Source organism: Paenibacillus popilliae ATCC 14706, assembly GCF_000315235.1.
Taxonomy (GTDB): Bacteria; Bacillota; Bacilli; order Paenibacillales; family Paenibacillaceae; genus Paenibacillus_B; species Paenibacillus_B popilliae.
On sequence record NZ_BALG01000018.1, the window covers coordinates 1 to 23,882 of the forward strand.

Below are 23,882 nucleotides of genomic sequence, written 5' to 3' on the forward strand. Positions count from 1 at the left end.
AACAGTATACCTATCGAGATGGTACAACACTCAAGGATCATGTATCGGCGGCAACGTATGACAAGGCTCAGCAGGTGTTTGCGATGCTGAAATTACCTGCGGAGACGATGAATGCGCTTCAGCCATATTGGCTCGTCAGTGTGCTCGACATAGTGGTCAACTCCTATGCGAACAAAGAAGCGGCTGCAATGAATGTCCTTGTGGTTGATCTCTATTTTATGACTATGGCCAACGCGAATGGGAAACCGATTCGGCCATTAGAGGGTGGGGAGTTTCAGGGCAAACTTTTTAACAGCCTTTCGACCAACTATTTGGAAAAATACCTGAACCGCACGCTGGATCAAATTTTGACGTCGACGTCACTGGAGGAAAACAAGGACTGGAAGCGTCTGAGCTTGATGAGACAGCAGTGGAGACAGCAGTGGATAGCAGGAGAAAAAGAGAACTTTACCGCAACCTATTTTGACATGCAGCAAGTGGCCGACGAGGAACTTACCCACAAACTGTTCGGGGAAAGAGACAAGGACATGGCGGGCAAATTGAGTCAATTATTGGAACAAGCGGGGCAGTCCACTTATTTTGTCGTCGTCGGGGCGGGGCACCTTGTGCTTCAGGATATGGTTGTTGACCAACTGAAGCAGAAAGGATTTGATGTGCAACAGCTTCAGTATTAAATGTCGTACTTGTACAATGCAATGCAGTGCGAGGATATGGCTTGACGCGCCGCAACAATCAAAATATAACGAAGTCAATTGATATTCATCATCGCTATTGATTGTTGATGTGTCATTATTTCCTCATCCTCCGTGAGCTGTGATTCGAGCACAGCTCTCTTTTTCGTTGTCGCTTAAGCTGCGAGAACTAGCTTTTACAATCTTTTATCTTGTACGGGTTCGATTTGTACGAGTTCAAATTTTTTTACGATTCGATCGTGAGTTCGGTCGTTTTTCCGGCGCCTGCCCAGCAAAGTACTACTGGTAGTTTTTGCGGGCATCTTTCATATTGCTTCTGCGCGGCGAATATATATCAACAAATAGATCGACGGAATATTTCAAGGAAAGGGAATCGTTTCCGATAATTGCATAGACGAGGTTGGCAGGATTTGCTATAATTGTGGCGGGTTTATTACAAGTCAAGCTGGAGTTGTCTGTAAACTGATCGCTGCGACGGAGGGGATGTCATTGGAGTACATCAACAATTACGTCATCGTGGCCATTTTTATCGGACTCGGGATGTTCCTGCCGGTGGCCGCCCTGACAGCGGGTCGGCTGCTCAGGCCGAAGAAGCCGACAGATATGAAGGAATCAACGTATGAAAGCGGGAACGAACCGGTTGGTGTGGGACAAGTTCGATTTAACATCCGCTACTATTTATTTGCGCTGATGTTTGTCATTTTCGATGTGGAAACCGTTTTCTTGTACCCGTGGGCGGTTGCTTATCGGCAGCTAGGCCTGTTCGCGCTTGTGGAGATGCTGATTTTTGTCGGATTGCTGTTGATCGGTTTACTTTACGCCTGGAAAAAGAAGGTGTTTCGATGGGATTCTCTTTAGAATCAATCACGTTGGAAGAACGGCAGGAGTTGGAACGAAACGTCTTTTTCGGCACGTTGGAGCAGTTGAAGGGGTGGGCGCGCAGCAACTCGCTATGGCCGCTGACGTTCGGTCTTGCCTGCTGCGCGATCGAGATGATGGGCACAGGCGCTTCGCACTATGATCTGGACCGCTTCGGCGTCATCTTCCGGACCTCTCCCCGCCAGTCGGACGTCATGATCGTGTCCGGAACGGTAACGAAGAAGATGGGGCCGCTGTTGAGAAGGCTGTACGATCAGATGCCTGAGCCGAAATGGGTCATCGCCATGGGCTCCTGCGCGACGGCTGGCGGACCTTATGTCAAATCGTATTCGGTGATCAAAGGCGTCGATCAGATTGTGCCGGTCGACATCTACATCCCGGGTTGCCCGCCGAATCCGGCGGCATTGATTTACGGCATTAACAAACTGCAAGCGAAAATCCGCTATGAAGCGAAGACCGGAAAGCGGGTGACGGATGCGTGAGCGAGAAGCCATCGAAGCCGAAGGAGCCTTCTCCGAAGCAGCCCACACTTGATGCCCTGGTCGCCCTGCTGAAGACGGAAGTGGCCGCGGATGCGGTGGAGGAGGCCGTTATTAACGAAGAGAACGGGCATTTGCCGACGATTACCGTGAAGAATGAGCATTGGTTGGCTTGCGCCCGTCTGCTTCGGTATCATCCGGAGTGGTCCTGCGAGTACTTGCGGAATCTGGCTGGTGTAGACCACGAGACGCATCTCGAAGTTGTATATTATTTGATCAATTTATGTACGAAGGCCGAGGCGGCCGTTCATGTCCGAACCGATCGGGATCAGCCGTCCATTGCTTCGGTAACGCCGATCTGGCCTGCTGCGAATTGGTGTGAACGGGAAGTGTACGACCTGCTGGGCATTGCTTTTCCCGGGCATCCCGATTTGCGCCGCATCATGATGCCGGACGATTGGGTTGGCCATCCGCTGCGCAAAGACTATGAGCCGTTGGATTCGGAGGTGTAATCCCCCTTGATTCGCACAGAAGAACTTCTCTTGAACGTTGGTCCTCAGCATCCGAGTACGCATGGCGTTTTTCGCATTGTTGTGAAGCTTGACGGCGAAGTGATCAAGGAAGCCACCCCCGTGATGGGCTACTTGCACCGGGGGACGGAGAAGCTGGCCGAGAACCTCAACTATACGCAAATTATCCCTTACACGGATAGAATGGACTACGTGTCCGCGATGACGAATAACTATGTGCTTGTCCATGCCGTCGAGAAAATGATGCAGCTCGAAATACCGGAACGAGCCGAATTTCTTCGCCTGATCGTCATGGAATTGCAGCGCGTGGCCAGCCATCTCGTCTGGTGGGGTACCTACCTGCTGGACATCGGAGCGATGAGCCCGTTCCTGTATGCGTTTCGTGATCGCGAATTGATCATCGATCTGTTCAACGAGTTGTGCGGCGCGCGGTTGACGTACAACTATATGCGCGTCGGCGGCGTCAAGTGGGACGCTCCACCAGGCTGGATTGACAAGGTGCGGGATCTCATTCCTTACATGCGCAAGCGGTTGAAGGAATACGATAAGCTGGTAAGCGGCAATGAGATCTTTTTGGCCCGGATCAAAGGAATCGGAATCTATAATGCCGAGACGGCCATCGCCTTTGGATTGAGCGGAGCAAATCTTCGCTGCACCGGCGTCAAGTGGGATCTGCGGAAGGATGAGCCGTACAGCCTGTACGACCGCTTCGAATTCGATGTCCCGGTGGGAGCGGGCGGCGATTGCTACACGCGATACGTTCTCCGGCTAGAGGAGATTCACCAGAGTCTGCGCATTCTGGAGCAAGCGGTAGAACAATTCCCGGGCGAAGGCGAGACGATGGGCAAGGTGCCGCGCGTCATCCGTCCGCCGGCAGGAGAGATCTATGCGCGGATTGAATCGCCGCGCGGCGAGATCGGTTGCTATATCGTATCTCGGGGCAAGCAGGAGCCTTATCGCTTGAAGTTCCGGCGTCCATCCTTCGTCAACCTGCAAATCCTGCCGCAGCTGCTCGTCGGAGAGACGATGACGAACCTGATCACGATACTGGGCGGGGTCGATATCGTCGTCGGGGAGGTGGATTGCTAGTGCAAGAACGAATCGCACAGTCGCTCACCTGGACGAATGCCTTCATCTTTCTGGGATGGGCCGTAGTCATGATGCTTGTCGTGTTGAGCTTCGTCACCTACGCGATCTATTTCGAACGGAAAGTGATCGGCTGGATGCAGTACCGCCATGGCCCGTCCCGGGTCGGACCGCTCGGGCTGCTGCAGACGGTCGCGGACATCTTCAAGCTGCTTATGAAGGAAGACACCATTCCGCGCAAAGCCGATCGGACCTTGTTCATCCTCGCCCCGGTCATTACCTTTGTGCCCGCGTTCGCCGTCCTGGCGACAATACCGTACAGCGAACGGCTCGGCTTCGCCGATTTGAATGTAGGCTTGCTCTACTACGCCGCCCTCTCCAGCATTACGACCATCGGCATCATTATCGGCGGCTGGGCCTCCAACAATAAATATTCACTTTTGGGTGGAATGCGCTCTGCAGCGCAGATGGTAAGCTACGAGATTCCGCTTGTCATCTCCGTCGTCGGCATTATTCTATGGAATGGATCGCTTAGTTTACGTACCATTGTAGAAGGGCAAGGCAACTATTTTTGGGAATGGAATCTGTTTCCGCAAATGATCGGCTTCGTCGTCTTCCTCATTGCGGGGATATCCGAACTGAACCGGACGCCCTTCGATTTACCGGAGGCGGAATCGGAACTGGTCGCCGGCTATCATGTGGAGTATAGCGGCTTCCGGTTTGCCTTTTTCATGCTGGCGGAATATGTGTACGTGTTCGCGCTCTCCGCGCTGACGACGGTATTGTTCCTCGGCGGCTGGCATCCGCCATTTCCGTTCCTTGATTTTATACCGGGAATATTATGGTTTGTGCTCAAGTTTTCGTGCTGCGTTTTCTTCATCTTTTGGCTGCGGGCGACAATGCCGCGCATTCGCGCAGATCAGCTGATGAGCTTCGGCTGGAAGGTGCTGCTGCCGCTGGCGCTTCTGAATGTCTTCATGACCGCGCTCTATATCGAATTATTCAACAAATAGGCTAGGGGGGAAATACGTGAAAGGATTATTCAAAGGGCTGGGCGTCACGATGAAGGCGCTGACTTCCAAAAAAGTCACGTATCCGTATCCCGATAAGCCTCTGGTCATGCCTGACCGGTTCCGCGGCATTCAATATTTGGATCCGGACAAGTGCATCGTCTGCAACATGTGCGCGCGCATTTGCCCGACCGATTGCATCACGCTCACCGGCAAGCCGAACCCGGATCCAGAGAAGAAGGGCAAGGTTATCGATACGTTTGACATCAATTTTGAAATTTGTATTTTATGCGATTTGTGCACCGAGGTATGTCCGACGGAAGCGATTGTCATGACGAACAATTTCGAACTGGCGACGTACAGCCGTGACGATCTTTTCAAAAACATGGAATGGTTGAATGAGAATAACCAGAATATACGGCAGGAAAACAATTCAGCCATGCCAAAAGGAGGCCCTAGAAAAAATGTTTAACTTCTCCTTCGAGTGGACGGGAGCAACGGTGGCCTTCTTCGTGCTTGCCATCTGCATCATCACCGGATCGGTATTGATGCTCAATTTTACGAAGGTCGTTCATATGGTCGTGTCGCTGGCCTTCGCTTTTCTCGGGCTCGCGGGCATTTTCGTTATGCTGGAAGCCGAATTCGTCGCCTTCGTCCAAGTGCTGGTCTACACGGGGGCTATCTCGATTCTGATGATCTTCGGCATCATGATGACCCGGCATGATCGGCAGGATGAAGAGGTATCGCGCCCGCTAAGGGAGACGTTGGCCGCGCTAGGCTGCCTGGCCTTGTTCGGGGTGCTGTTCTTAACGATACGCGGCACCGATTTCCCTGTGCCTGAGCCGACCGCGCTGGCCCAGGACAATGCGCTCCAGCTTGGAAAGCAGATATTCACGGAGCATGTCATCCCGTTCGAGCTGCTATCGGTGCTGTTGACCGTCGCATTCATCGGGGCCATCGTGCTTGCGAAGAAGGAGGCGGAGTAAATGGGCAGTATGCTGGCTTCATTCCTTATGCTGGCAGCCATCCTGTTCTGCATTGGACTCTACGGGGTGCTAACGAAGCGCAATGCCGTCATCGTACTGCTGTCCATCGAACTGATGCTGAATGCGGCCAATTTAAACTTGATTGCTTTTTCCAAGTTGGGGGTCGTGCCGAATCTGAAGGGACAGATCTTCTCGCTCTTCACGATTGCCGTCGCCGCGGCGGAAGCAGCGGTCGGCGTCGCCATTCTAATCGCGTTATATCGGAACCGCGGCACGGCTAACGTGGACGAATATAACGAGTTGAAGAGATAACCGTAAGGAGGATACGACAATGGAATCCGTCTTATCGCAATATGCCTGGATTATCCCGGTCATTCCGCTGCTCGCGTTCCTCGTGTTGGCGGCATTCGGCCGCCAGATGAAAGCTGCTGCCGTCATGCTCGGCGTCTTCAGCTCGTTCGCCGCATGCGTCCTCTCCGTCCTCCTCCTGTGGGAACGGATGACAGGAGCGCTTGACGACTACACCCGCAGCTTCGAATGGTTTCGCATCGGCGACATCCGTCTGGAGTTCGGATTTGACATCACGAATTTGAATGCGCTGATGCTCGTCATTGTCACGCTGGTTAGCACGCTGGTCAATGTGTACTCCGAAGCCTACATGGAGGGCGATGAGCGGCAGACGGTGTTCTATGCATACATCGCTCTGTTCACAGGCGCCATGCTGGGACTTGTCCTGTCGCCGAATCTCATTCAGCTCTATATTTTCTGGGAGCTGGTCGGGGTCTGCTCTTTCCTGCTTATCGGCTTCTGGTATGAGCGGCCTGCGGCGCGCGCCGCCGCCCACAAAGCCTTCATCGTCACTCGCATCGGCGATATCGGGCTGCTGCTCGCGATTCTCATCCTGTTCTGGCATATGCCGCACCATGCGCTTGATTTTACGATGATCGGCAACGTGTTCGCCAATGGCGATTCCATGGCGCAGCACGGCATCTCCGCCGGCTTGGGCACCTGGATTGCAGCGCTGATCTTCCTTGGAGCCGTGGGCAAATCCGGCCAGTTTCCGCTGCATACATGGCTTCCAGACGCGATGGAGGGGCCGACGCCCATCTCCGCGCTGATTCACGCGGCGACCATGGTTGCAGCCGGCGTATATTTGGTCGCCCGGACCTTTGATTTGTTCTCCATCTCGCCGACGGCGATGATGATCGTCGCGGGGGTAGGCGGCTTCACCGCGATCTTCGCGGCGTCGATTGCCGCGGCCCAGCGGGATATGAAGCGAATCTTGGCCTATTCCACCGTCAGCCAGCTTGGCTATATGATGATGGCGCTCGGACTCGGGGCGGTCACGGCCGGGATATTCCATCTGTTCACCCATGCCTTCTTCAAGGCGCTGTTGTTCCTTGGGGCAGGCAGTGTCATTCACGCCATACATACACAGGACATCTTCCGCATGGGCGGCTTGGGGAAACGGATGAAGGTGACGACCTGGACCTTCGCCATCGGCGCCCTGGCGCTATCCGGCATTCCGCCGCTGTCCGGCTTCTGGTCCAAGGACGCCATTCTGGCGGCCGCCTGGGAGCAAAATATGCTGCTCTTCATTGTGGGAGCGCTCACCGTATTTATTACCGCCTTCTATATGGCGAGAGTGTTCTTCCTGGTCTTCACCGGTTCGCCTGCCGCCGCTTCGGATGCGGAGGGCGTCCGCGAAGCTCCGGCTTCCATGACATTCCCGCTCGTCGTGCTGGCCGTGCTGGCCGCTGGCGCCGGCTTCGTTCATACTCCATTCAGCGGTGCGCTCGGCACGTGGCTGAACGGGGATGAACCGGGCTCCTCCGTCCATGCCGCCTCCATGATCATGGCGGTGCTGGCGGGCGTGCTCGGCATCGGGCTGGGCTATATATGGTACGGGCCGCGCGGAAGCCGCCGCAGCGGTTCGCAGGAATCGTCCCATCCATTCTACCGGCTTGTGGCGAACAAGTACTATGTCGACGAGTTGTACCAGATCATCTTCGTCCGTTCGCTTGCCGGCCTCGGCCGCGTAATGCAGGCGTTCGACAAATGGATTGTCGCCGGGATGGTCCGACTTGTATCGGGAGCGGCGATTGGCATCGGCAAGACAGGGATCCGGCTGCAAAACGGACAACTACAGACATACGGGCTGATGTCGCTGTTCGGATTCGTTGCGCTGATCGTGTTCATCCTGGCGCTCGGAAGGAGGTTCTGGTAAATGGTAAACGGGCTTACATCGCTGCCATTATTGACACTGTTAACCTTCTCTCCGCTGTTCGGCGTGTTGATTTTGCTATTCGTGCCGAAGGGCTGCCTGCGCGCGATTCGAACTATCGGCATCGCGGCGACCTTCCTGCCGCTCATCCTGGCGTTAACGGTGTACGGCATCTATGATCTGGTCGATAAGGGAGTGTCTTTAACCGAGCACCACACCTGGATCTCGCTTCCGCTGAATCTCGAGATCGCCAGCGGCATTCAATCCTGGTCGTTCAACATCGACTATCATTTGGCGATTGACGGCTTGTCGCTGCCGCTCGTCGTCATGACAACAATTGTGGCCACGATGGCGGCTATCGCTTCATTGGGCATCACAAAAAGATGGAAAACGTACCACATCCTTTTCCTTCTGCTCGAGGTCGGGATAATCGGCGTCTACCTGGCACGGGATCTGTTTCTGTTCTTTATATTCTTCGAATGGACACTGGTGCCGACTTTTTTCCTGATCGGCATATGGGGATTGATGCACCGAGAGAAGGCAGCGAACCGCTTCCTCCTCTATAACGGGTTCGGCTCGGCCTTGCTGCTGGTGGCCTTCGTCATTCTGACGGTAACCGTAGGCTTCACGAACCATCCCGACTTCCCGGGTGGGGGCTACTATATCTATACCGGCAATCTGAATGTCATTATGGACAATCCGGGAAGCGCGTTGGCTTATGTCAATCAGACGGACTACAGCATCTTCTATCTGACTCCGGGAATGAAGACGACGGTGTTCGTGCTGTTGCTGATCGCCTTCGGCATCAAGCTACCGTTCTTCCCGTTCCATACATGGATGCTGAAGGTGCATGCTGAAGCTCCGGTTCCGGTCGTCATGCTTCACTCGGGTGTTTTATTGAAAATGGGGGCTTACGGGCTCGTCCAGTTCGGAGCGGCACTGCTGCCGCAGGAGACCGCTTCCTGGGCGACCGTGCTGACCGTACTCGGCGTAATCAATGTGCTGTACGGCGCAGTATTGGCTTTTCGCCAACGGGAGCTGCGCCTGGTGCTGGCCTATTCCAGCATCAGCCATATGGGCTTCGTGCTGCTCGGCGTCGCGGCCATGAATGAGCTTGGCATACAGGGCGCAGTCGTTCAGATGGTATCGCACGGCTTCATCTCGGCCTTGTTCTTTCTGCTCATCGGCAGTCTCAGCGAGCGAACGGGCACGACGCGCATCGGCGAACTGGGCGGCCTGGCAAAGAGCATGCCGTTCTTGTGCGGGATTCTGCTTCTGGCCGGTCTGGCATCACTCGGGCTGCCGGGGTTGTCCGGCTTCGTCGCCGAACTGCTAACGTTGCTCGGGCTATACGGCACCGCATCATGGGCTGCGATACTCGGAGCACTTGGGCTCATCTTCAGCGCCGCTTACATGCTCCGCGGGGTACTGGCCATCTCGTACGGGCCGATGGATGCCCGCTTCGAGGGTCTGAAGGATGCGCGGTTAGCGGAGGCGATCCCGATCATGGTGCTGACCGCATGCATTGTCCTTATCGGTCTGTTCCCGTCCTTCGTGACCGCCCCGATAGACCATAGCGTTGGGCAGATTATCGATCGATTCAAGGTGAGGGGGTAGGCTCATGGATACGCCACATGTTCAATTGCTGCATTGGGCCGATCTCGCACTGCTGATGCCTGAGCTTACGCTAGTCATTGCGGCCATTGTCATCTCGCTCCTTGATCTGGTTCTTCCCCGCCGCATCCATCGCGACATCATGGGCGTGCTCTCGCTGCTCGCCGTCGCCATGTCGCTTGGCTTCGTCCTGCTCAAGCTGTACCAGCGGGCGAAGCTGACGGCCGAGGCCGCGCAGGCGGTGCAACTGCTCGAACATAGCTATCGCATCGATGGCTTCGCCCTGATCGTGAAGGCCATCATTCTGATTGGCGTCGGCTTCGTTATCATGATGAGTTTTGGCAATCTGCGCAAGGAAGCGTTGCCGAATCGGGGAGAATACTACTATTTGCTCCTTCCGGCCGCCATTGGAGGCATGATGATGGCTTCCTCCGGCGACCTGCTTACGCTCTATATCGGCTTGGAACTACTCAGCATCACGTCGTATATTTTAGTGGCGATGAAAAAGAATGACAGCAAATCGACGGAGAGCGCGTTCAAGTATACGGTGCTCGGAAGCGTAGCTTCGGCCTTTATTTTATACGGAATGTCGTTTCTGTACGGAATCAGCGGAAGCACGTCATTCAAAGGAATCGCCCATGCGTTGGCTGATCGCACCGTAGAATTCGAATCGCTTATTTATGTCAGCTTCATCCTGATGATCGTCGGCTTTGGCTTCAAGCTTGCGGCGGCGCCATTCCACGCCTGGGCTCCGGATGTGTATCAGGGCGCGCCGACGCCGATATCCGCCTTTCTTGGCGTCGTGTCCAAGGCGGCGACGCTCGCCGTCGTGTTCCGCATGTTCTACAGCATGTATCTCGGCCTGGGCCAGGATATGGCCATCTTTTCGGACTTGTCGACGATCTTACTGTCCATCGCAGCCTTGTCCATGATCGTCGGAACGACGATGGCGCTTCGCCAGGCCAACGTCAAGCGGCTGCTTGCCTTGTCCGGAGTCGCGAACGCGGGCTACCTGCTCGTTCCGGTTAGTCTGAACTTGTTCAGGCAGCATCTGCATTCGTCGAACTTCGCGGAATTCATTTATTATCTTATCGCCTATCTGTTGATGACCTTCGGGGCCTTCGCCGTGCATATGATTGTCGAGCGGTCATCCGGGCACGATCAACTAAGCGGCTATGCGGGCCTTTACTACCGTTCGCCGTGGCTGGCCGTCGCGATGACGGTGATCGTCTTGTCTCTGGCTGGCATTCCGGTTACGGCGGGCTTCTTCGGGAAGCTGTTCATTATTCTCGGAGCGATTGCCTCGCACACGCTCTGGATCGCCATCGTCATGATGGCCGCGAGCGTCATCTCCTTCTATTTTTACTTCGGCTTCATTCGCCAAATGTATATGCGCGGGAACAATGAGGAAGCGGTGCACATCCCATGGACGCAAGGTCTCGTTATCGTCGTCTGCGTGCTCGCGATTGTCGGGCTCGGGGCATTTCCGAATCCAGTCATTCATGGGCTGAGCCGGATATTCTCCATCGGGGTCGATTTGCTGGTGAGATAAAAAATGAGTTATTAGAGCCTCTGAACCGGGGTACCAGGTTCAGGGGCTTTTTGTTTTGTTATCAGGCCATGCGGGCCAGTGGATGCGAAATTTGTCAACAATAGGTCCATGGAACTATATTGGCTGCAAATAAAGGATTGTCCTTTTCGAGTGACGAATCATATATATCTTGCGATGCCTTGAGTAGTCATTCGGCATCCATGACAATGGAAATCGGTTTTATGGGAATGACATGAATAACATGAATAACAGGAATGGCCTGTCAACAAGCAACGTTTACCAATTGACAGCGGGATGACGGTCTGGTTTAATCATCCTCTGAATGATGCACGACGCCAGTGCATAACCTGAATGATTGGAATGGGATGAAAGTATGAAGACACGATGGCGAACAGCCGTCGGATCGATGTTGATTGCAGCCCTGGCCTTACTTGTCCTGGTAAACTCCTTGACTTCGCTGCAGACAGAGATTCGTAAACTTCGTCCGGTCGACCAGGCGGGGAAGGACGGCCATTTTCTCTCCTTAAGCGAGATGCAGAGGGAAAGCGCCGCGAATGAAGGGGCAGCCGACTCCTGGATTGTGAAATGGAAAAATGGACACCAAGATGAACGGTTGCTGGCGAACAGCGAAATCGTAAGCGAGCAGCAGGCGGTGAATATTTCGATCGTCAAGCCGCGGCAGGTGGAGACCGCCGGGGAATGGCTGGAGACGCTGAGACAGTCGGAGCATATCGAATATGTTCAACGGAATCAGTCTGTCCGGACGCTGAACACGGCCGTCAAGTCCAATGACCCGCTATATTCCCAGCAGACCTATTTGCGGCAGATCGGGGCGGATAAGGCCTGGGCGCAGGCCAAGGGCAACTCGAACATTACGATCGCGCTGGTGGATACCGGAGTGGACCTGAACCACCCTGATCTGAAGCCTAACCTCGTCACAGGCACGAACCTGCTGGAGGTGGGCCTGCCTCAGGATGATAACGGCCACGGTACCAGCGTAGCGGGCGTGCTTGCCTCTGTAGGGAATAATGGGAGGGGCATCACAGGGGTGCTGTGGAACGCGAAGATTATGCCGGTTAAGGCATTGGATGCCCAAGGCTACGGGGACGAAGACAAGTTAGGAGCAGGCATACTGTATGCGGTCGACCACGGAGCCAAAATTGTAGTCATGTCAGTGGGACTGTATCGTTATTCGAAATATATGGAAGATATCGTGAATTACGCCGAGAAAAAGGGCGTGCTGCTCGTCGCGGCCACGGGCAATGACGGCTTGCGGTACCAGGAGAAGGTGGAGGTCAAGTATCCGGCAGCCTATCCATCTGTTCTGGCTGTCGGGGGAAGCTCGACCGATCTGTTGGTAGAGCCGCAGTCGAACACGGGGCCGGAGGTTGATCTGGTCGCTCCGTGGCATGTCTATACGACAGCGCTCGGCGGTGGCTACAAGGCGGAAGAAGGAACCTCGATGTCTGCGCCGCAAGCGGCCGGGGCAGCCGCCCTGCTGTGGAGCAAATACCCCGTGCTGAAGCCATACCAGATTCGGGAGCATCTCCGCCGCACCGCGCAGAATATTGAATCGCCAGGCTGGGATCGGCAGAGCGGGTACGGGCTGCTGCGCGTCGACGAGGCACTTCGCATTCCTTACGATGAGCAAGCATTTGGCACGAATACGACTCGCCGCGCCGCGCGCGCATTCCCTATCGACACGTCGCTTAGCGGCGTATTTGCCCCGAATAAGCGGTCGCAGTGGTTTGCGGTCGATGCTCCTTACGAAGGCACCCTGCAGCTCTCGCTGGAGCGGATCCAGGGGAAGGGAACCGTTCAGGCGACGCATTTTGCAGGGAAGCAGAGCACAGGCAAGACGTACAGCAACGCGGGCAGCAAGAAGACTCTTATTCCGGTGAAGCAGGGCCTGAATATGATTTGTCTCGAGCATCAAGGCTATGAAGCGAAGGACACGCTGTCCTATAAGCTGTCGTCCCGGTTTTTCATCTATGAGGATCCGTTCGAATCCAATGATCTGCAGTACCAGGCCTACACGATACCGGCCCGAACGCAGGATATTGTCGGCACGTTCGGCCATACAGGCGATGTTGACTGGTATATGATTCAACTGCCGCGCAAAGGTACGCTGCGCCTGAAGGTCAGCGTGGATACGGTGCGGATCGATCCGGCGCTGGAGGTACGTGGCTCGCATATTCGAACGCAATGGATCGATGAAGAGAAGGAGGGGCTGTCGGAATCAGCCGTGCTGACCGATCTTCCCGCAGGGAAATATTACATTCAAGTGCAGAATGTCGTCACGACGCATCCGGAACCGGTCGCGGGCGAGTATAAGCTGCATGTGGAGTATATTACGCAATACATCGATCCGAATGAACCGAACGACAAGATATATGAAGCGGTCACGATAAGCGAAGGCGCCGAATATATCGGCGTATTCGATAAAGACAGCGATGTGGACTGGTTCCAATTCACGGTCAAGAGTCCGGTCTACGGAACGGTGGCATTGAAGAATCTTCCGTCCGAGCGGAACGTCGGCATGACGGTGATGACGAAGGAGCAGAAGAAGATCGCCGACGCGCGGAGCGGCGCCAAGCTGGAGCAGATAGCGGCGGGCGCTGTCCTGGAGCCGGGAACGTATTATGTCCGCCTGACGACGGATAAGAAGTTCGATACGAAATATTACCGGCTGTCCTTCCGCACCGAGCCGTTGGTTGAAGGCTTCCGCGATATCGGCGGCCACTGGGCTCAGGAAGCGATTGTGAAGGCCGTTCGTTCCAAGTGGATCGCAGGCTATGACGAGGCGCTGTTCCGTCCGAACCGGCAGATTACTCGGGCCGAAGCGGCGGTTGTATTGGCCAAAGCCTTCAAGCTGGGTGGAAGCATTCAGGAAGCTCCAGCCTTCACGGACGTTCCAGCGAAGCATTGGGCTTACGCCGATGTCTCCCGGGTCGCGAAGGCGGGAATCACTGGCGGCATCGGCAACCGTCGCTTCGGTCCGGCTCTGCCGGTCAAGCGGGCGGAGATGGCCGTCATGATGGGAAAGGCGCTCCGTATTCAGCCGAAGCGCACGGCAGAGGCTCCGTTCCGCGACGTGCCCGTGAACCATTGGTCCGCTCCGATGCTGTCCGCTATGAAGGAGGAGGGCCTCATCCAGGGGGTGGACGAGAACCTGTTCGCCCCAGATCGGCAGGCGACGCGGGCGGAGTTCGTGTCGATGCTCGCCAGGCTGTGGTAAGCGTCACATCGTGCGAGCGCAGCCTTCTTCACAAGGCAGCGTAAAAGAAGTGTTCAAGAAGGCGATTTTCAGCACCGCCGCCTTGAACAACCTATCTAAGGAGGCTGGGTTATGGACAATTCGTGGTCCAACCTATCGGCAACTGTCGGTTGGGGCGGAGTGGTGAACATGCTCATCACGCTGCTGTGTATCGGCATCGCATGGTGGTCGCTGCAGCATGTCAAGCTCGATCTGTTCATCCGCCATCCGCAGAGCCCGCAGGGTAAAATGCTGCATTTGCTCCTGGCAATTATCGTCGGACGCGTAGTGGCGGGATTCTTCATCGATTATTGGGGCTGGACGCAGTCTGTGCGTTATCTGTTTGGAGTGTAGGGCCGACGATTTCGGTGCTTGTCGAATAACATCGAATAAAGATGTTAACAATGGGAGTAGCCCCAAGTAAATTGTGGAAGGGTATGTCGGAAAATATCGCTTGTCGGCCCCGTTAGGCGGTGGTATGATGAGGGTTGGGCAAGAAAGAGACCTACCATCTTGTACAGTGATGTGAGGATGGGGTGAGAAAAGGCGCGGAGGGAAACATGATGAGTAAATTTATCGTCCGCGGAGGCAAACGATTGACGGGGACCGTCAGCGTAAGCGGCGCAAAGAATTCTGTGCTACCGATCATCGCTGCTTCGTTATTGGGAGAGCATAGCGTAAGTGTAATCTGTGACGCGCCTCCACTCGACGATGTCAAGACGATATGCCATGTGTTGGAGAAGCTGGGGGCCAACCTTACATATTCCAATGAAATCATTCGCGTAAACGCAGAGCATCTTCACTCGTATGAAGCTCCGTATGAGCTAGTGCGCAAGATGCGGGCGTCGTTCCTCGTTATGGGCCCATTGCTGGCCCGCACGGGTCAGGCACGAATCTCCTTGCCTGGCGGCTGTGCAATTGGAACGAGGCCTATCGATCAGCATCTGAAGGGCTTCGAAGCGATGGGTGTGCAGATTGGATTGGGTCAGGGCTACATTGAAGCAAAAGTGAACGGCCGACTGAAGGGCGCTAAGATCTATTTGGACGTGGCGAGTGTTGGCGCAACTGAAAATATTATGATGGCTGCAACGCTAGCCGAAGGCACGACGATGATTGAGAACGCGGCCCGCGAGCCGGAAATCGTCGATCTGGCTAACTATTTGAACAAGATGGGCGCTAAGGTGCGGGGTGCGGGTACTGGAGTCATTCGCATCGAAGGTGTAAAGCAGTTGCGCGGGGCCGAGCATACGGTTATCCCGGATCGGATCGAAGCGGGCACCTACATGGTGGCTGCGGCGATGACCGGTGGGGATGTGTACGTTGAGGGAGCCATTGCAGACCATCTCGGTCCAGTCATTGCGAAGATGGAAGAGATGGGCGTGCAGATCGAACCGGACGAGAACGGAATCCGGGTTCGGGCCGATCGGCCGCTCAAGGACGTAGACGTGAAGACGCTGCCTTATCCGGGCTTCCCTACGGATATGCAATCGCAGATGATGGCGCTTCTGCTCGTGGCGGAAGGCACCTCCGTCATCACGGAGACGGTATTTGAGAACCGCTTTATGCATGTCGATGAGTTCAATCTGATGTCAGCCAACATTAAGGTCGACGGACGCACCGCCGTCGTCACGGGAGGCGCCAAGCTCGTCGGGGCGAAGGTGTGCGCGACAGACTTGCGTGCAGGCGCGGCCTTAATCTGTGCCGGGCTGGTAGCGGAAGGAACGACCGAGGTGAGCGCGGTGCACCATATCGACCGCGGGTATGTCAATATCGCGGAGAAGTTGTCCGCTCTCGGAGCCGATATCTATCGTGTCTCGATCGACGAACAATCGCAGGAAGTGAAGGAAGAACAGGAAATTGCGCTGTTCAGCGCTCAGCCGACATGGGCATAGCCGGACTCCCGCTTCGCTCTCCTTCCAGCCATAGCTTGAATATACGAGAAGATACGGACTGAGATTCGCACCTACGCAGATTCGGATGCGGCGGATCCAGATGTCATTTGAAGCAAGAAGCGGTTCCTCTGCGGCAGAAGGAACCGCTTTTCGTTATGCCAGACTGTGGAGAGAGAACTTGTCAGACTCCGGTTCTTTCGTCTCCCAAAAAAGCATAGGATGGAAGTAGAATTACCCCGTCCCTCTATATCGGGTTCATAGAAAGAGGGAGCTATCGGGAGGATAAGGAGAGAGAACCTATGACCATGCTGCCGGCACGAATGTCTGCCAAGCGGTGGAAGGGCGGCTCCCGGGCAAGACGATCGTTCCGGCGGAACGACATGCTGGGACGAGCCGTCTTATGGGCGGCCGGCCTGATGGCGCTGATGGTGCTGCTGCCACTCGGGCTGGTAGACCGGCTGGCGGATCGGCCGCCTGCGGCAAAGACCGATCCCAGTCTGGCGCCGGCACCAACCATAACGGGCACGCCTAAGGGCGGGAAGGAAGTGCGCGTCTATCTGGCGAATGCACGCGAGATAGAGAGCGTCCCGCTGGAGCAATACGTGCGCGGCGTTCTTGCGGCGGAGATGACGGTCGCCTTCGAGCTGGAGGCGCTGAAGGCACAGGCAATCGCCGCCCGCACGTATATCGTGCGCCGCTTGCGGACGGGCGACACTGTCGGCGTCCCCAAGGGGGCTGACGTGACGGATACCGTCGCCCATCAGGCGTATATCTCGCTCGCCGAGCTGGCGAAGCAGCCAGAGCAGGCGATCGCGAAGCTCAACCTCGCTGTCAATGAGACGCGGGATCAAGTGATTACCTATCAAGGGGAGCCGATTATGGCCGCCTTCTTCTCGACGAGCAACGGCCATACCGAGAACGCCGAGGATTATTGGACGAATCCGGTTCCTTATTTGAAGAGTGTGTCCAGCCCTTGGGATGAGGCTGTATCTCCCCGGTACGCCGAGACGGTGGAGCTGCCGCTGAACGAAGTCCTGGAAAAGCTCAGCCTGACACCGACGGCGGTACCGGGTCTTGCGCAAGCCTCGCGGCCGGGCGGAGGTGGTACGGGAAGGACGTCCTCGGGCACAGCGGCTGGCGGCCAGCTGGCGGCGGATGTGCGCATCCTGTCCCGCACGGCCGGGAAGCGGGTGGAGGAGGTTCAATTCGGATCGAAGCGCTACAGTGGCCGGGATATCCGGGAGAAGCTGAATCTGCGTTCGAGCGCTTTTGATTGGGAACGGGACGGAGACAATCTGCGCATCACGACATACGGCTATGGCCATGGCATCGGCTTGAGCCAGTATGGGGCGCAGGGTATGGCGAAGCAAGGAGCGGCGGCCGAGCGAATATTGACCTATTATTATACAGGGGTGGAGTTGGACAAAGCTTCGAAGTTATTAACCACGGCCGCGCTGCCTTCCTCATAAGAGAATGATGAATCTAAAAAATTAGCAAACTTGCACGTATAAAAGCGATAGCCCCGGTAACAATGGTTATTGAGGTGATCGCAAATGAGTGAACAAAACCAAAACAACTCTAAAAACAAATCTACAACCAGTTCATCGGCTAACAATGCAGGGAACACGCCGGAAGCTTCCAAGCCAATACAGGGAGCGCAGGCGGTTCACACTTCCACATGGAGAAAGCTGTTGTCCAAGCGATGGGTCTTTCCTGCTTTGTACATGGCCGCAGCAGCAATCATCCTAACGTTAGTGTGGGTCTACCAGGATATGAACCGGCCGCTCGACCCGAACGCGGAGACGGCGCAGGTCGATCAGACGGTGGCAGATTCCAGAACACAGGCGGAGGGAACGGTCAACGAAGATGCGGTCGAAGTGGTTGCGTCCAACGAGACGTTGGGCTGGCCAGTGAAAGACGCGCAGGAAGTAGAGGTTGTCATGTCCTACTATGACGAGACGGCCAGCAAGGAAGAGCAAGCGGCGGCGTTGATAGAGTTCGAACAGACCTTTACGCCGAATGTAGGAATCGACCTGGCCCGCAAAGATCAGAAATCGTTCGACGTTCTGTCTGCGATGAGCGGTAAAGTCACCCGCGTGGAGCAGCATCCGAAAAATGGCTTCATCGTGGAAGTGGATCACGGCAGCGGCATGAAGACGGTCTATCAAAGTCTGGCAGATGTCAAAGTCGCGAAAGGCGATACGGCCAAGAAGGGCGATACGCTCGGAACGGCCGGACGCAACGAGCTGGAGAAAACATTAGGCGTGCATGTGCACTTTGAAGTGTACGACAATAACAAGCCGGTTAATCCGACGAATCTGCTGGCGAAAAATTAATCTTCTCCACTCTACGGAAGTAGGCGGAAGCGAACATGCTTCCGTCTTTTGCCGTTTTTTTGGGGGGAGTGGACAGCCTGGATTAAAATTTTTTCAGATCGTTCTATTTCGGTGGACAGCCCCCCCGCATCGCTTCCACACGGAATACGGCATCGAATTTTTTTTGCATGGCAGCGCCATTTTTTGACAGGACAAGCACCCAAGTTCCGCTCCCGTATCCCGGGCCGCTCCTCCCCGTCATGTTCAAATTTCTCGGTTAAGCCAGGCTTGTCAGGCGGTGCAACAACGCATAAGTGTGCGGCCTACTCATATAATGTACCAATTAAACCGAGTAGAGGGAGGCGGGAACGTGCACGATTACATCAAAGAACGGACCATAAAAATCGGCCGCTGCATCGTCGAGACCAAGCATACGGTTCGCACTATCGCCAAAGAGTTCGGCGTATCCAAGAGCACGGTACACAAAGATCTGACCGAACGGCTGCCCGAAATTAATCCCGATTTGGCGGACCAGGTAAAGCACATTCTCGAGTACCATAAATCTGTGCGGCATCTACGGGGAGGGGAAGCGACCAAGATCAAATACAAGAAATCGAGTTCAAAAAAACGTGAAGTAATGACGGCAGGGAGGTCCTAGCCGGCTGTTCCGAACATGCGAATCACCGCCGGATCGTATCGCCTCCTGGCTTTGTTCCGAATAAGACAGATCCTCCTTCATTCTTACATTGAATCCAGCGCTGTCAGTATGATATGGTAAACGATGAGTAAATATTTTGCAGGAATCGGTCGGATCTCACGAAAATCAGTTGAATAATGAATGTGGAGGCTCTTGAACTTATGTTAAGCAAGGATATTGGAATCGATTTAGGAACGGCGAATGTTCTCATCCATGTCAAGGGGAAGGGAGTTGTCCTCGACGAACCGTCCGTCGTGGCGATTGAGAGCGATGCCAAGCGTGTGCTAGCCGTTGGGGAAGAAGCGAGAAGAATGGTTGGGCGGACTCCAGGCAATATTGTGCCCATCCGTCCCTTGAAGGATGGCGTCATTGCCGATTTTGAAATTACGGAAACGATGCTGAAGCATTTCATCCAACGCGTCGGCGGCCGCAAATGGTACTCGCATCCACGGATTCTGATTTGCGCCCCGACGAACATTACCTCGGTAGAGCAGAAAGCGATCCGCGAAGCGGCAGAGCGAAGCGGCGCGAAGGAAGTATTTTTGGAAGAGGAGCCGAAGGCAGCGGCGATTGGCGCAGGCATGGATATATTTCAGCCGAGCGGCAATATGGTCGTCGACATCGGTGGCGGAACGACCGACGTAGCCGTGCTGTCCATGGGGGACGTCGTGACCGCCTCTTCTATTAAAGTCGCGGGGGACAAGTTCGACGACGCGATTATGCGCTATATCAAGCAGAAGTACAAGCTGCTGATCGGGGAGCGCACCTCCGAAGATATTAAGGTAAAAATCGGTACGGTTCGCCCGTCGGGATCCGGACAACAGCGCGAGATGGATATCCGGGGCCGTGACATGGTATCGGGCCTGCCATTTACGGTGACGATCACGTCGAACGAAGTGCGCGAAGCCTTATGGGATCCGATCTCCTCCATTGTGGCAGCCGCCAAATCGGTATTGGAACGGACACCGCCGGAATTGTCGGCGGATATTATCGATCGCGGAGTGATTCTGACTGGGGGAGGCGCATTGATGGACGGATTGGACGAGCTGTTGGCCGAGGAGTTGAAGGTTCCGGTGCTGATCGCAGAAGATCCGATGCATTGCGTCGTCAAGGGAACGGGCATGATGCTCGATAATTTGGATAAAGTCATTAAGAAAAGATTCATATAAACCGATATATATGGTATATTGTCTACAGTTACGGGAGGGGCTTCCATGATTAGAGGATTATATACTGCTGCAGCGGGTATGGTTACCCAGCAGCGCCGGCATGACACAGTGACGAATAACGTGGCTAACCTGCAGACGCCAGGTTATAAGGCGGTTACCGAAGTAAGCCGCTCCTTTCCCGAGATGATGCTGACCTTGATGGGCGACGATCCGGCCCAAGGCCAGCAGATCGGCCGGCTGAGCACGGGCGTATTCGCTGAAGAGAGCCGCTTGATGTTCACGCAGGGCGATCTACAGGAGACGAAGCAACCGGGCGACTTCGCGCTGCTCTCCGATATTCAGGTGCCAGGCGTTACCTTCGATGCGACGGGCAAGAGCCAGGATGCGAACGGCAATCCTGTCTTCCAGCCGGAAGCTTTTTTTACGGTGCAGTCCGGGGATGAGATCATGTACACCCGTGACGGCCGTTTTCATGTGAACGCGCAAAATGAACTGGTGACGTCGGATGGTTCGTTGGTGCTGAACCGCAATAATGCGCCGATCGTCCTAGAGAATGAACAAGCTCTGGAGTTCATCCAGGTGAACGGAGAAGGCCAACTGTTCGATACCCGGACCCGCACGCCGATCGCAGGTGGCGATCTGCTCATTAGCCGCGTCGACAATCCGAATGATTTGCTTCGGGCCGGTAATGGGCGCTTCCGGCTGCAGCAGGGGGCTGCCCAGGCTACCCCGGTGGCGGCAGGCGATGCGGTAGAGGTTCGCCAAGGCGTGCTGGAGCGTTCCAACGTGGATTCGGCACAATCGATGGTGGATATGATGACGGCATACCGCGCCTATGAAGCGAATCAGAAGATGGTGCAGTTTTATGACAAAACGCTGGATAAGGCGGTCAATGAAGTGGGCCGAGTCTAACGCCAGGGCAGGAGGAACGATATGAATCAGACGATGATAGCGGCTGCAGTCTCGATGAATGGCTTTCAGCAGAAGTTGGACATCATTGCGGATAATGTGGCGAATGTGAATACGAAGGGCTATAAACGCAAGACGGCATCCTTCGCCGACGTGCTGACGAACGTGCAGCAGCATAATGAAGACTTCCAGCAGCCTGGGCGGGTCACTCCGATGGGGTATACGCTTGGCTACGGCTCCAGGCTGACTGGGCTGAGCCGCGACATGAGCCAAGGATCTCTGCAGCATACCGGGGTCAGCACCGATGTGGCCTTGCAGGGGAACGCGTTGTTCGAAGTGGGCACCCCAACCGGCACCGCGTGGATGCGCGAAGGTTCGTTCCACTATATAATAGATGGGGATGAACGGATTCTTACTTCCGCTGAAGGTCATCCCGTTATGAGCACGAACGATACGGAGATTCGCATTCCGGCAGGCTATGAGATGAAGATCGATGAGGCTGGCCGGGTGTTCGGCGTGAAGACGGGCGAGCCGGACGAGGAGCTTGGACAAATGAAGGTGGTTCGGCCGCTGAAGCCGGAGCTGCTCGTACAGACGGAGAACAATCTGTTTGTGCTGCCGCAGGGAGCCGACCGGAACACGTTCGTAGAGACCTTGAATCTGACCGGGGATCGAACGGATCCGAATGCGCCTCACGTCAATGTGATGCAGGGCATGCTGGAAGAATCGAACGTGTCGATGGTGGACGAGATGGCGGAATTGATTCAGGCGCAGCGGGCCTATCAGTTGGCTTCGCGGGCATTGATATCGGGTGATGCGATGTGGGAGCTGGCCAATAGTCTGCGTGCGTAATGAAGCAGGTGAATAACAATGAGTGACGAGAAGAAGATGCCGCACTTCGATCCGGAGCAGCAGGATATCTCGCTGCAGCGCATGGCGCGCAGCCGGGAAGAGGAGGCGGTTCCGCGCGATCCAAGGAATGCGGGTGCGTCGAGGTCGGCCCAGCATCATGAAGCGGTGGAGCAGATGACCGCACGCAAGCCGCAGTACCGTAATGACACAGAGAAGACAGAGGGACATCCGGACGGTACCGCGAAAAAGGAGTCGTCCCGTCCGGTCAAATGGTTGGTCCGTCTAGTTATTGTTCCGCTGACGTGCGTTTTGACGCTGATTGCAGGGTTGATTAGCGGATACGTCGTCGTAGGCAAGGGCACTGTGGAGGAAGCACTCAATTTTGATACGTGGAGACACCTGTTCCAACTGGTGTTTTCCTGATATTGGCCCCGCCTTGGCGGGGTTTTTTGTCTGTTTTTCTCCCTCGTCCACTTCTAGTGCCGATGTAACCGGTTCTGCGCTTGAGCTTGTGCGGTTTTCATTTTCATAGCAGGCATGTATAATGGGTTGGAGGAACTGTAATATGGGGGGGACTGGAGGGCTTGCGTTTGAATTTTCCTAATGTGCTGACCATAGTTCGATTCATTCTTATCCCCGTCTTTTTGACTTTGTTCTTCTTCGGTGAGCGGTTCGCCGCATTCGGCATCTGGCTGTTGGCGGGACTGACGGATATCCTCGACGGATATCTGGCCCGCAAGCATAATATGGTGACTCCGGTAGGGATGATGCTTGATCCGCTGGCAGACAAGCTGATGATGTTGACGGTCATGCTGTCATTGCTATGGGCCGGCGATCTGTCTATCGCCGCGGCGCTGGCGATGCTTGTGCGCGATGTGGGGATGATCGCGGGGGCAGCGCTGATGCATTTCAAGGGCAAGCGAACGGTTTCCGCCAACTGGATGGGCAAGCTGACGACGGTATTTTATTATATCGCCATATTGTTTATTTATTTTCAATGGCCGCAAGCGCATACCATCTTATGGGGCGTCATCCTGTTCTCCTTCATAACGACCTTCATGTATCTCGTTCTCGTCGTCCGCGTGAACCGAATGAGCGAAGCATAAATGGTGGTGAGCCCATGTCTCAGCGTGTTCATAGCCATGAGAATAACAAAGAGCCTCCCGTAACAGCGCCTCGCCGCGGGGAAGCTCTCTATCTTAACCTTCATGCCTGCAGTCATTGAAGGATGATGTTAGTGTAGACGGGAAGGACCTCTTTTATTCATCCAGTCCTGAATTTATCGAAAGGAGCATGTGCACATGTTAAATATGGAACAGATTCAAGAAATTATTCCTCATCGCTATCCATTTCTTCTGGTGGATCGGATTGTGGAGCTGGAAGAAGGCCAACGCGCGGTTGGCATCAAAAATGTCACGATGAACGAGCCGCATTTCGCCGGACATTTTCCGGGCTATCCGGTCATGCCGGGTGTATTAATTGTAGAAGCGTTGGCTCAGGTCGGGGCTGTCGCGATATTGAAGCTGGAGCAGAATCGAGGGAAGCTGGCCTTCTTCGCTGGCATCGATCACTTCCGGTTCCGCGGGCAGGTTGTGCCTGGGGATACGCTGACGCTGTCGGTCAAGATTACTCGCCTGAAAGGAAGCGTTGGGAAAGGCCAAGCCGTAGCCAAGGTCGGCGACCAGGTTATTGCGGAAGGCGAGTTGATGTTCGCTTTGGCGGACCGCACGTAAAATAAAG

At 55.1% G+C, this 23,882-nt stretch carries 24 protein-coding genes; all 24 read left to right on the top strand.

What is annotated here, in order from left to right; genetic code table 11:
* The coding region (locus PPOP_RS01430; RefSeq protein WP_006284234.1) for a TraB/GumN family protein at positions 1-674 on the top strand (674 nt) is incomplete at its 5' end.
* Between the two features lie 501 nt (positions 675-1,175).
* Entirely contained in the window at positions 1,176-1,550 is a 375-nt protein-coding gene (locus PPOP_RS01435; RefSeq protein WP_006284235.1) for an NADH-quinone oxidoreductase subunit A, read from the top strand.
* On the top strand, positions 1,535-2,053 hold the full coding sequence (locus PPOP_RS01440) for a NuoB/complex I 20 kDa subunit family protein (RefSeq protein ID WP_006284236.1): 519 nt from the start codon (positions 1,535-1,537) through the stop codon (positions 2,051-2,053). Before PPOP_RS01435 ends, PPOP_RS01440 begins: the two co-directional genes overlap by 16 nt.
* Positions 2,050-2,562, top strand: a complete 513-nt coding sequence (locus tag PPOP_RS01445; protein WP_006284237.1) for an NADH-quinone oxidoreductase subunit C — start codon at positions 2,050-2,052, stop codon at positions 2,560-2,562. The genes PPOP_RS01440 and PPOP_RS01445 overlap by 4 nt, the downstream gene beginning before the upstream one ends.
* Before the next feature lie 6 nt (positions 2,563-2,568).
* The gene (locus PPOP_RS01450; protein WP_006284238.1) at positions 2,569-3,669 is read left to right on the top strand and encodes an NADH-quinone oxidoreductase subunit D; all 1,101 of its coding nucleotides are present in this window, start codon (positions 2,569-2,571) and stop codon (positions 3,667-3,669) included.
* A complete protein-coding gene (gene nuoH / locus PPOP_RS01455; protein WP_006284239.1) occupies positions 3,669-4,679 on the top strand; it encodes an NADH-quinone oxidoreductase subunit NuoH in 1,011 nt (336 codons plus the stop codon). Before PPOP_RS01450 ends, nuoH begins: the two co-directional genes overlap by 1 nt.
* A gap of 16 nt (positions 4,680-4,695) precedes the next feature.
* Positions 4,696-5,148, top strand: a complete 453-nt coding sequence (nuoI, locus tag PPOP_RS01460) for an NADH-quinone oxidoreductase subunit NuoI (protein ID WP_006284240.1) — start codon at positions 4,696-4,698, stop codon at positions 5,146-5,148.
* Positions 5,141-5,662, top strand: a complete 522-nt coding sequence (locus PPOP_RS01465; RefSeq protein WP_006284241.1) for an NADH-quinone oxidoreductase subunit J — start codon at positions 5,141-5,143, stop codon at positions 5,660-5,662. The genes nuoI and PPOP_RS01465 overlap by 8 nt, the downstream gene beginning before the upstream one ends.
* The gene (gene nuoK / locus PPOP_RS01470) at positions 5,663-5,974 is read left to right on the top strand and encodes an NADH-quinone oxidoreductase subunit NuoK (RefSeq protein WP_006284242.1); all 312 of its coding nucleotides are present in this window, start codon (positions 5,663-5,665) and stop codon (positions 5,972-5,974) included.
* A 19-nt stretch (positions 5,975-5,993) separates the two neighbouring features.
* Positions 5,994-7,889, top strand: a complete 1,896-nt coding sequence (nuoL, locus tag PPOP_RS01475; protein ID WP_006284243.1) for an NADH-quinone oxidoreductase subunit L — start codon at positions 5,994-5,996, stop codon at positions 7,887-7,889.
* Positions 7,890-9,503, top strand: coding sequence for a complex I subunit 4 family protein (locus PPOP_RS01480; RefSeq protein ID WP_006284244.1), 1,614 nt, complete (start codon positions 7,890-7,892; stop codon positions 9,501-9,503).
* 4 nt (positions 9,504-9,507) lie between these two features.
* On the top strand, positions 9,508-11,052 hold the full coding sequence (locus PPOP_RS01485) for an NADH-quinone oxidoreductase subunit N (protein WP_006284245.1): 1,545 nt from the start codon (positions 9,508-9,510) through the stop codon (positions 11,050-11,052).
* 373 nt (positions 11,053-11,425) lie between these two features.
* Complete coding sequence (locus PPOP_RS01490; protein ID WP_052516565.1) at positions 11,426-14,290, top strand: S8 family serine peptidase; 2,865 nt, start codon at positions 11,426-11,428, stop codon at positions 14,288-14,290.
* A gap of 111 nt (positions 14,291-14,401) precedes the next feature.
* The gene (locus PPOP_RS01495; protein WP_006284247.1) at positions 14,402-14,662 is read left to right on the top strand and encodes a DUF1146 family protein; all 261 of its coding nucleotides are present in this window, start codon (positions 14,402-14,404) and stop codon (positions 14,660-14,662) included.
* Between the two features lie 209 nt (positions 14,663-14,871).
* Positions 14,872-16,200, top strand: coding sequence for a UDP-N-acetylglucosamine 1-carboxyvinyltransferase (gene murA / locus PPOP_RS01500; RefSeq protein ID WP_199898930.1), 1,329 nt, complete (start codon positions 14,872-14,874; stop codon positions 16,198-16,200).
* A gap of 299 nt (positions 16,201-16,499) precedes the next feature.
* A complete protein-coding gene (spoIID, locus tag PPOP_RS01505) occupies positions 16,500-17,669 on the top strand; it encodes a stage II sporulation protein D (RefSeq protein ID WP_006284249.1) in 1,170 nt (389 codons plus the stop codon).
* Positions 17,670-17,753: 84 nt separating this feature from the next.
* The gene (locus PPOP_RS01510) at positions 17,754-18,536 is read left to right on the top strand and encodes a M23 family metallopeptidase (protein ID WP_042226965.1); all 783 of its coding nucleotides are present in this window, start codon (positions 17,754-17,756) and stop codon (positions 18,534-18,536) included.
* Positions 18,537-18,885: 349 nt separating this feature from the next.
* On the top strand, positions 18,886-19,173 hold the full coding sequence (spoIIID, locus tag PPOP_RS01515) for a sporulation transcriptional regulator SpoIIID (RefSeq protein WP_042226967.1): 288 nt from the start codon (positions 18,886-18,888) through the stop codon (positions 19,171-19,173).
* A 200-nt stretch (positions 19,174-19,373) separates the two neighbouring features.
* The gene (mreB, locus tag PPOP_RS01520) at positions 19,374-20,381 is read left to right on the top strand and encodes a rod shape-determining protein (protein WP_006284252.1); all 1,008 of its coding nucleotides are present in this window, start codon (positions 19,374-19,376) and stop codon (positions 20,379-20,381) included.
* Between the two features lie 45 nt (positions 20,382-20,426).
* Positions 20,427-21,293: a flagellar hook-basal body protein gene (locus PPOP_RS01525; RefSeq protein ID WP_006284253.1), complete on the top strand. Its 867-nt coding sequence runs from the start codon at positions 20,427-20,429 to the stop codon at positions 21,291-21,293.
* Positions 21,294-21,314: 21 nt separating this feature from the next.
* Positions 21,315-22,142, top strand: a complete 828-nt coding sequence (locus tag PPOP_RS01530; RefSeq protein WP_006284254.1) for a flagellar hook-basal body protein — start codon at positions 21,315-21,317, stop codon at positions 22,140-22,142.
* Between the two features lie 18 nt (positions 22,143-22,160).
* Positions 22,161-22,565: a DNA-directed RNA polymerase subunit beta gene (locus tag PPOP_RS01535; RefSeq protein ID WP_006284255.1), complete on the top strand. Its 405-nt coding sequence runs from the start codon at positions 22,161-22,163 to the stop codon at positions 22,563-22,565.
* Positions 22,566-22,732: 167 nt separating this feature from the next.
* Entirely contained in the window at positions 22,733-23,248 is a 516-nt protein-coding gene (locus tag PPOP_RS01540) for a CDP-alcohol phosphatidyltransferase family protein (RefSeq protein ID WP_042226969.1), read from the top strand.
* A gap of 195 nt (positions 23,249-23,443) precedes the next feature.
* Positions 23,444-23,875 carry a 3-hydroxyacyl-ACP dehydratase FabZ gene (gene fabZ, locus PPOP_RS01545; RefSeq protein ID WP_006284258.1) on the top strand — a complete coding sequence of 144 codons (432 nt, stop codon included), beginning with the start codon at positions 23,444-23,446 and terminating at the stop codon, positions 23,873-23,875.
* Positions 23,876-23,882 lie beyond the last annotated feature (7 nt).

Coding starts and splice junctions, on each gene's coding strand:
- PPOP_RS01435 (WP_006284235.1), top strand. CDS start 1,176: ATGTCATTGGAGTACATCAACAATTACGTCATCGTGGCCATTTTTATC.
- PPOP_RS01440 (WP_006284236.1), top strand. CDS start 1,535: ATGGGATTCTCTTTAGAATCAATCACGTTGGAAGAACGGCAGGAGTTG.
- PPOP_RS01465 (WP_006284241.1), top strand. CDS start 5,141: ATGTTTAACTTCTCCTTCGAGTGGACGGGAGCAACGGTGGCCTTCTTC.
- nuoK (WP_006284242.1), top strand. CDS start 5,663: ATGGGCAGTATGCTGGCTTCATTCCTTATGCTGGCAGCCATCCTGTTC.
- nuoL (WP_006284243.1), top strand. CDS start 5,994: ATGGAATCCGTCTTATCGCAATATGCCTGGATTATCCCGGTCATTCCG.
- PPOP_RS01480 (WP_006284244.1), top strand. CDS start 7,890: ATGGTAAACGGGCTTACATCGCTGCCATTATTGACACTGTTAACCTTC.
- PPOP_RS01485 (WP_006284245.1), top strand. CDS start 9,508: ATGGATACGCCACATGTTCAATTGCTGCATTGGGCCGATCTCGCACTG.
- PPOP_RS01490 (WP_052516565.1), top strand. CDS start 11,426: ATGAAGACACGATGGCGAACAGCCGTCGGATCGATGTTGATTGCAGCC.
- PPOP_RS01495 (WP_006284247.1), top strand. CDS start 14,402: ATGGACAATTCGTGGTCCAACCTATCGGCAACTGTCGGTTGGGGCGGA.
- murA (WP_199898930.1), top strand. CDS start 14,872: ATGAGTAAATTTATCGTCCGCGGAGGCAAACGATTGACGGGGACCGTC.
- spoIID (WP_006284249.1), top strand. CDS start 16,500: ATGACCATGCTGCCGGCACGAATGTCTGCCAAGCGGTGGAAGGGCGGC.
- PPOP_RS01510 (WP_042226965.1), top strand. CDS start 17,754: ATGAGTGAACAAAACCAAAACAACTCTAAAAACAAATCTACAACCAGT.
- mreB (WP_006284252.1), top strand. CDS start 19,374: ATGTTAAGCAAGGATATTGGAATCGATTTAGGAACGGCGAATGTTCTC.
- PPOP_RS01525 (WP_006284253.1), top strand. CDS start 20,427: ATGATTAGAGGATTATATACTGCTGCAGCGGGTATGGTTACCCAGCAG.
- PPOP_RS01530 (WP_006284254.1), top strand. CDS start 21,315: ATGAATCAGACGATGATAGCGGCTGCAGTCTCGATGAATGGCTTTCAG.
- PPOP_RS01535 (WP_006284255.1), top strand. CDS start 22,161: ATGAGTGACGAGAAGAAGATGCCGCACTTCGATCCGGAGCAGCAGGAT.
- fabZ (WP_006284258.1), top strand. CDS start 23,444: ATGTTAAATATGGAACAGATTCAAGAAATTATTCCTCATCGCTATCCA.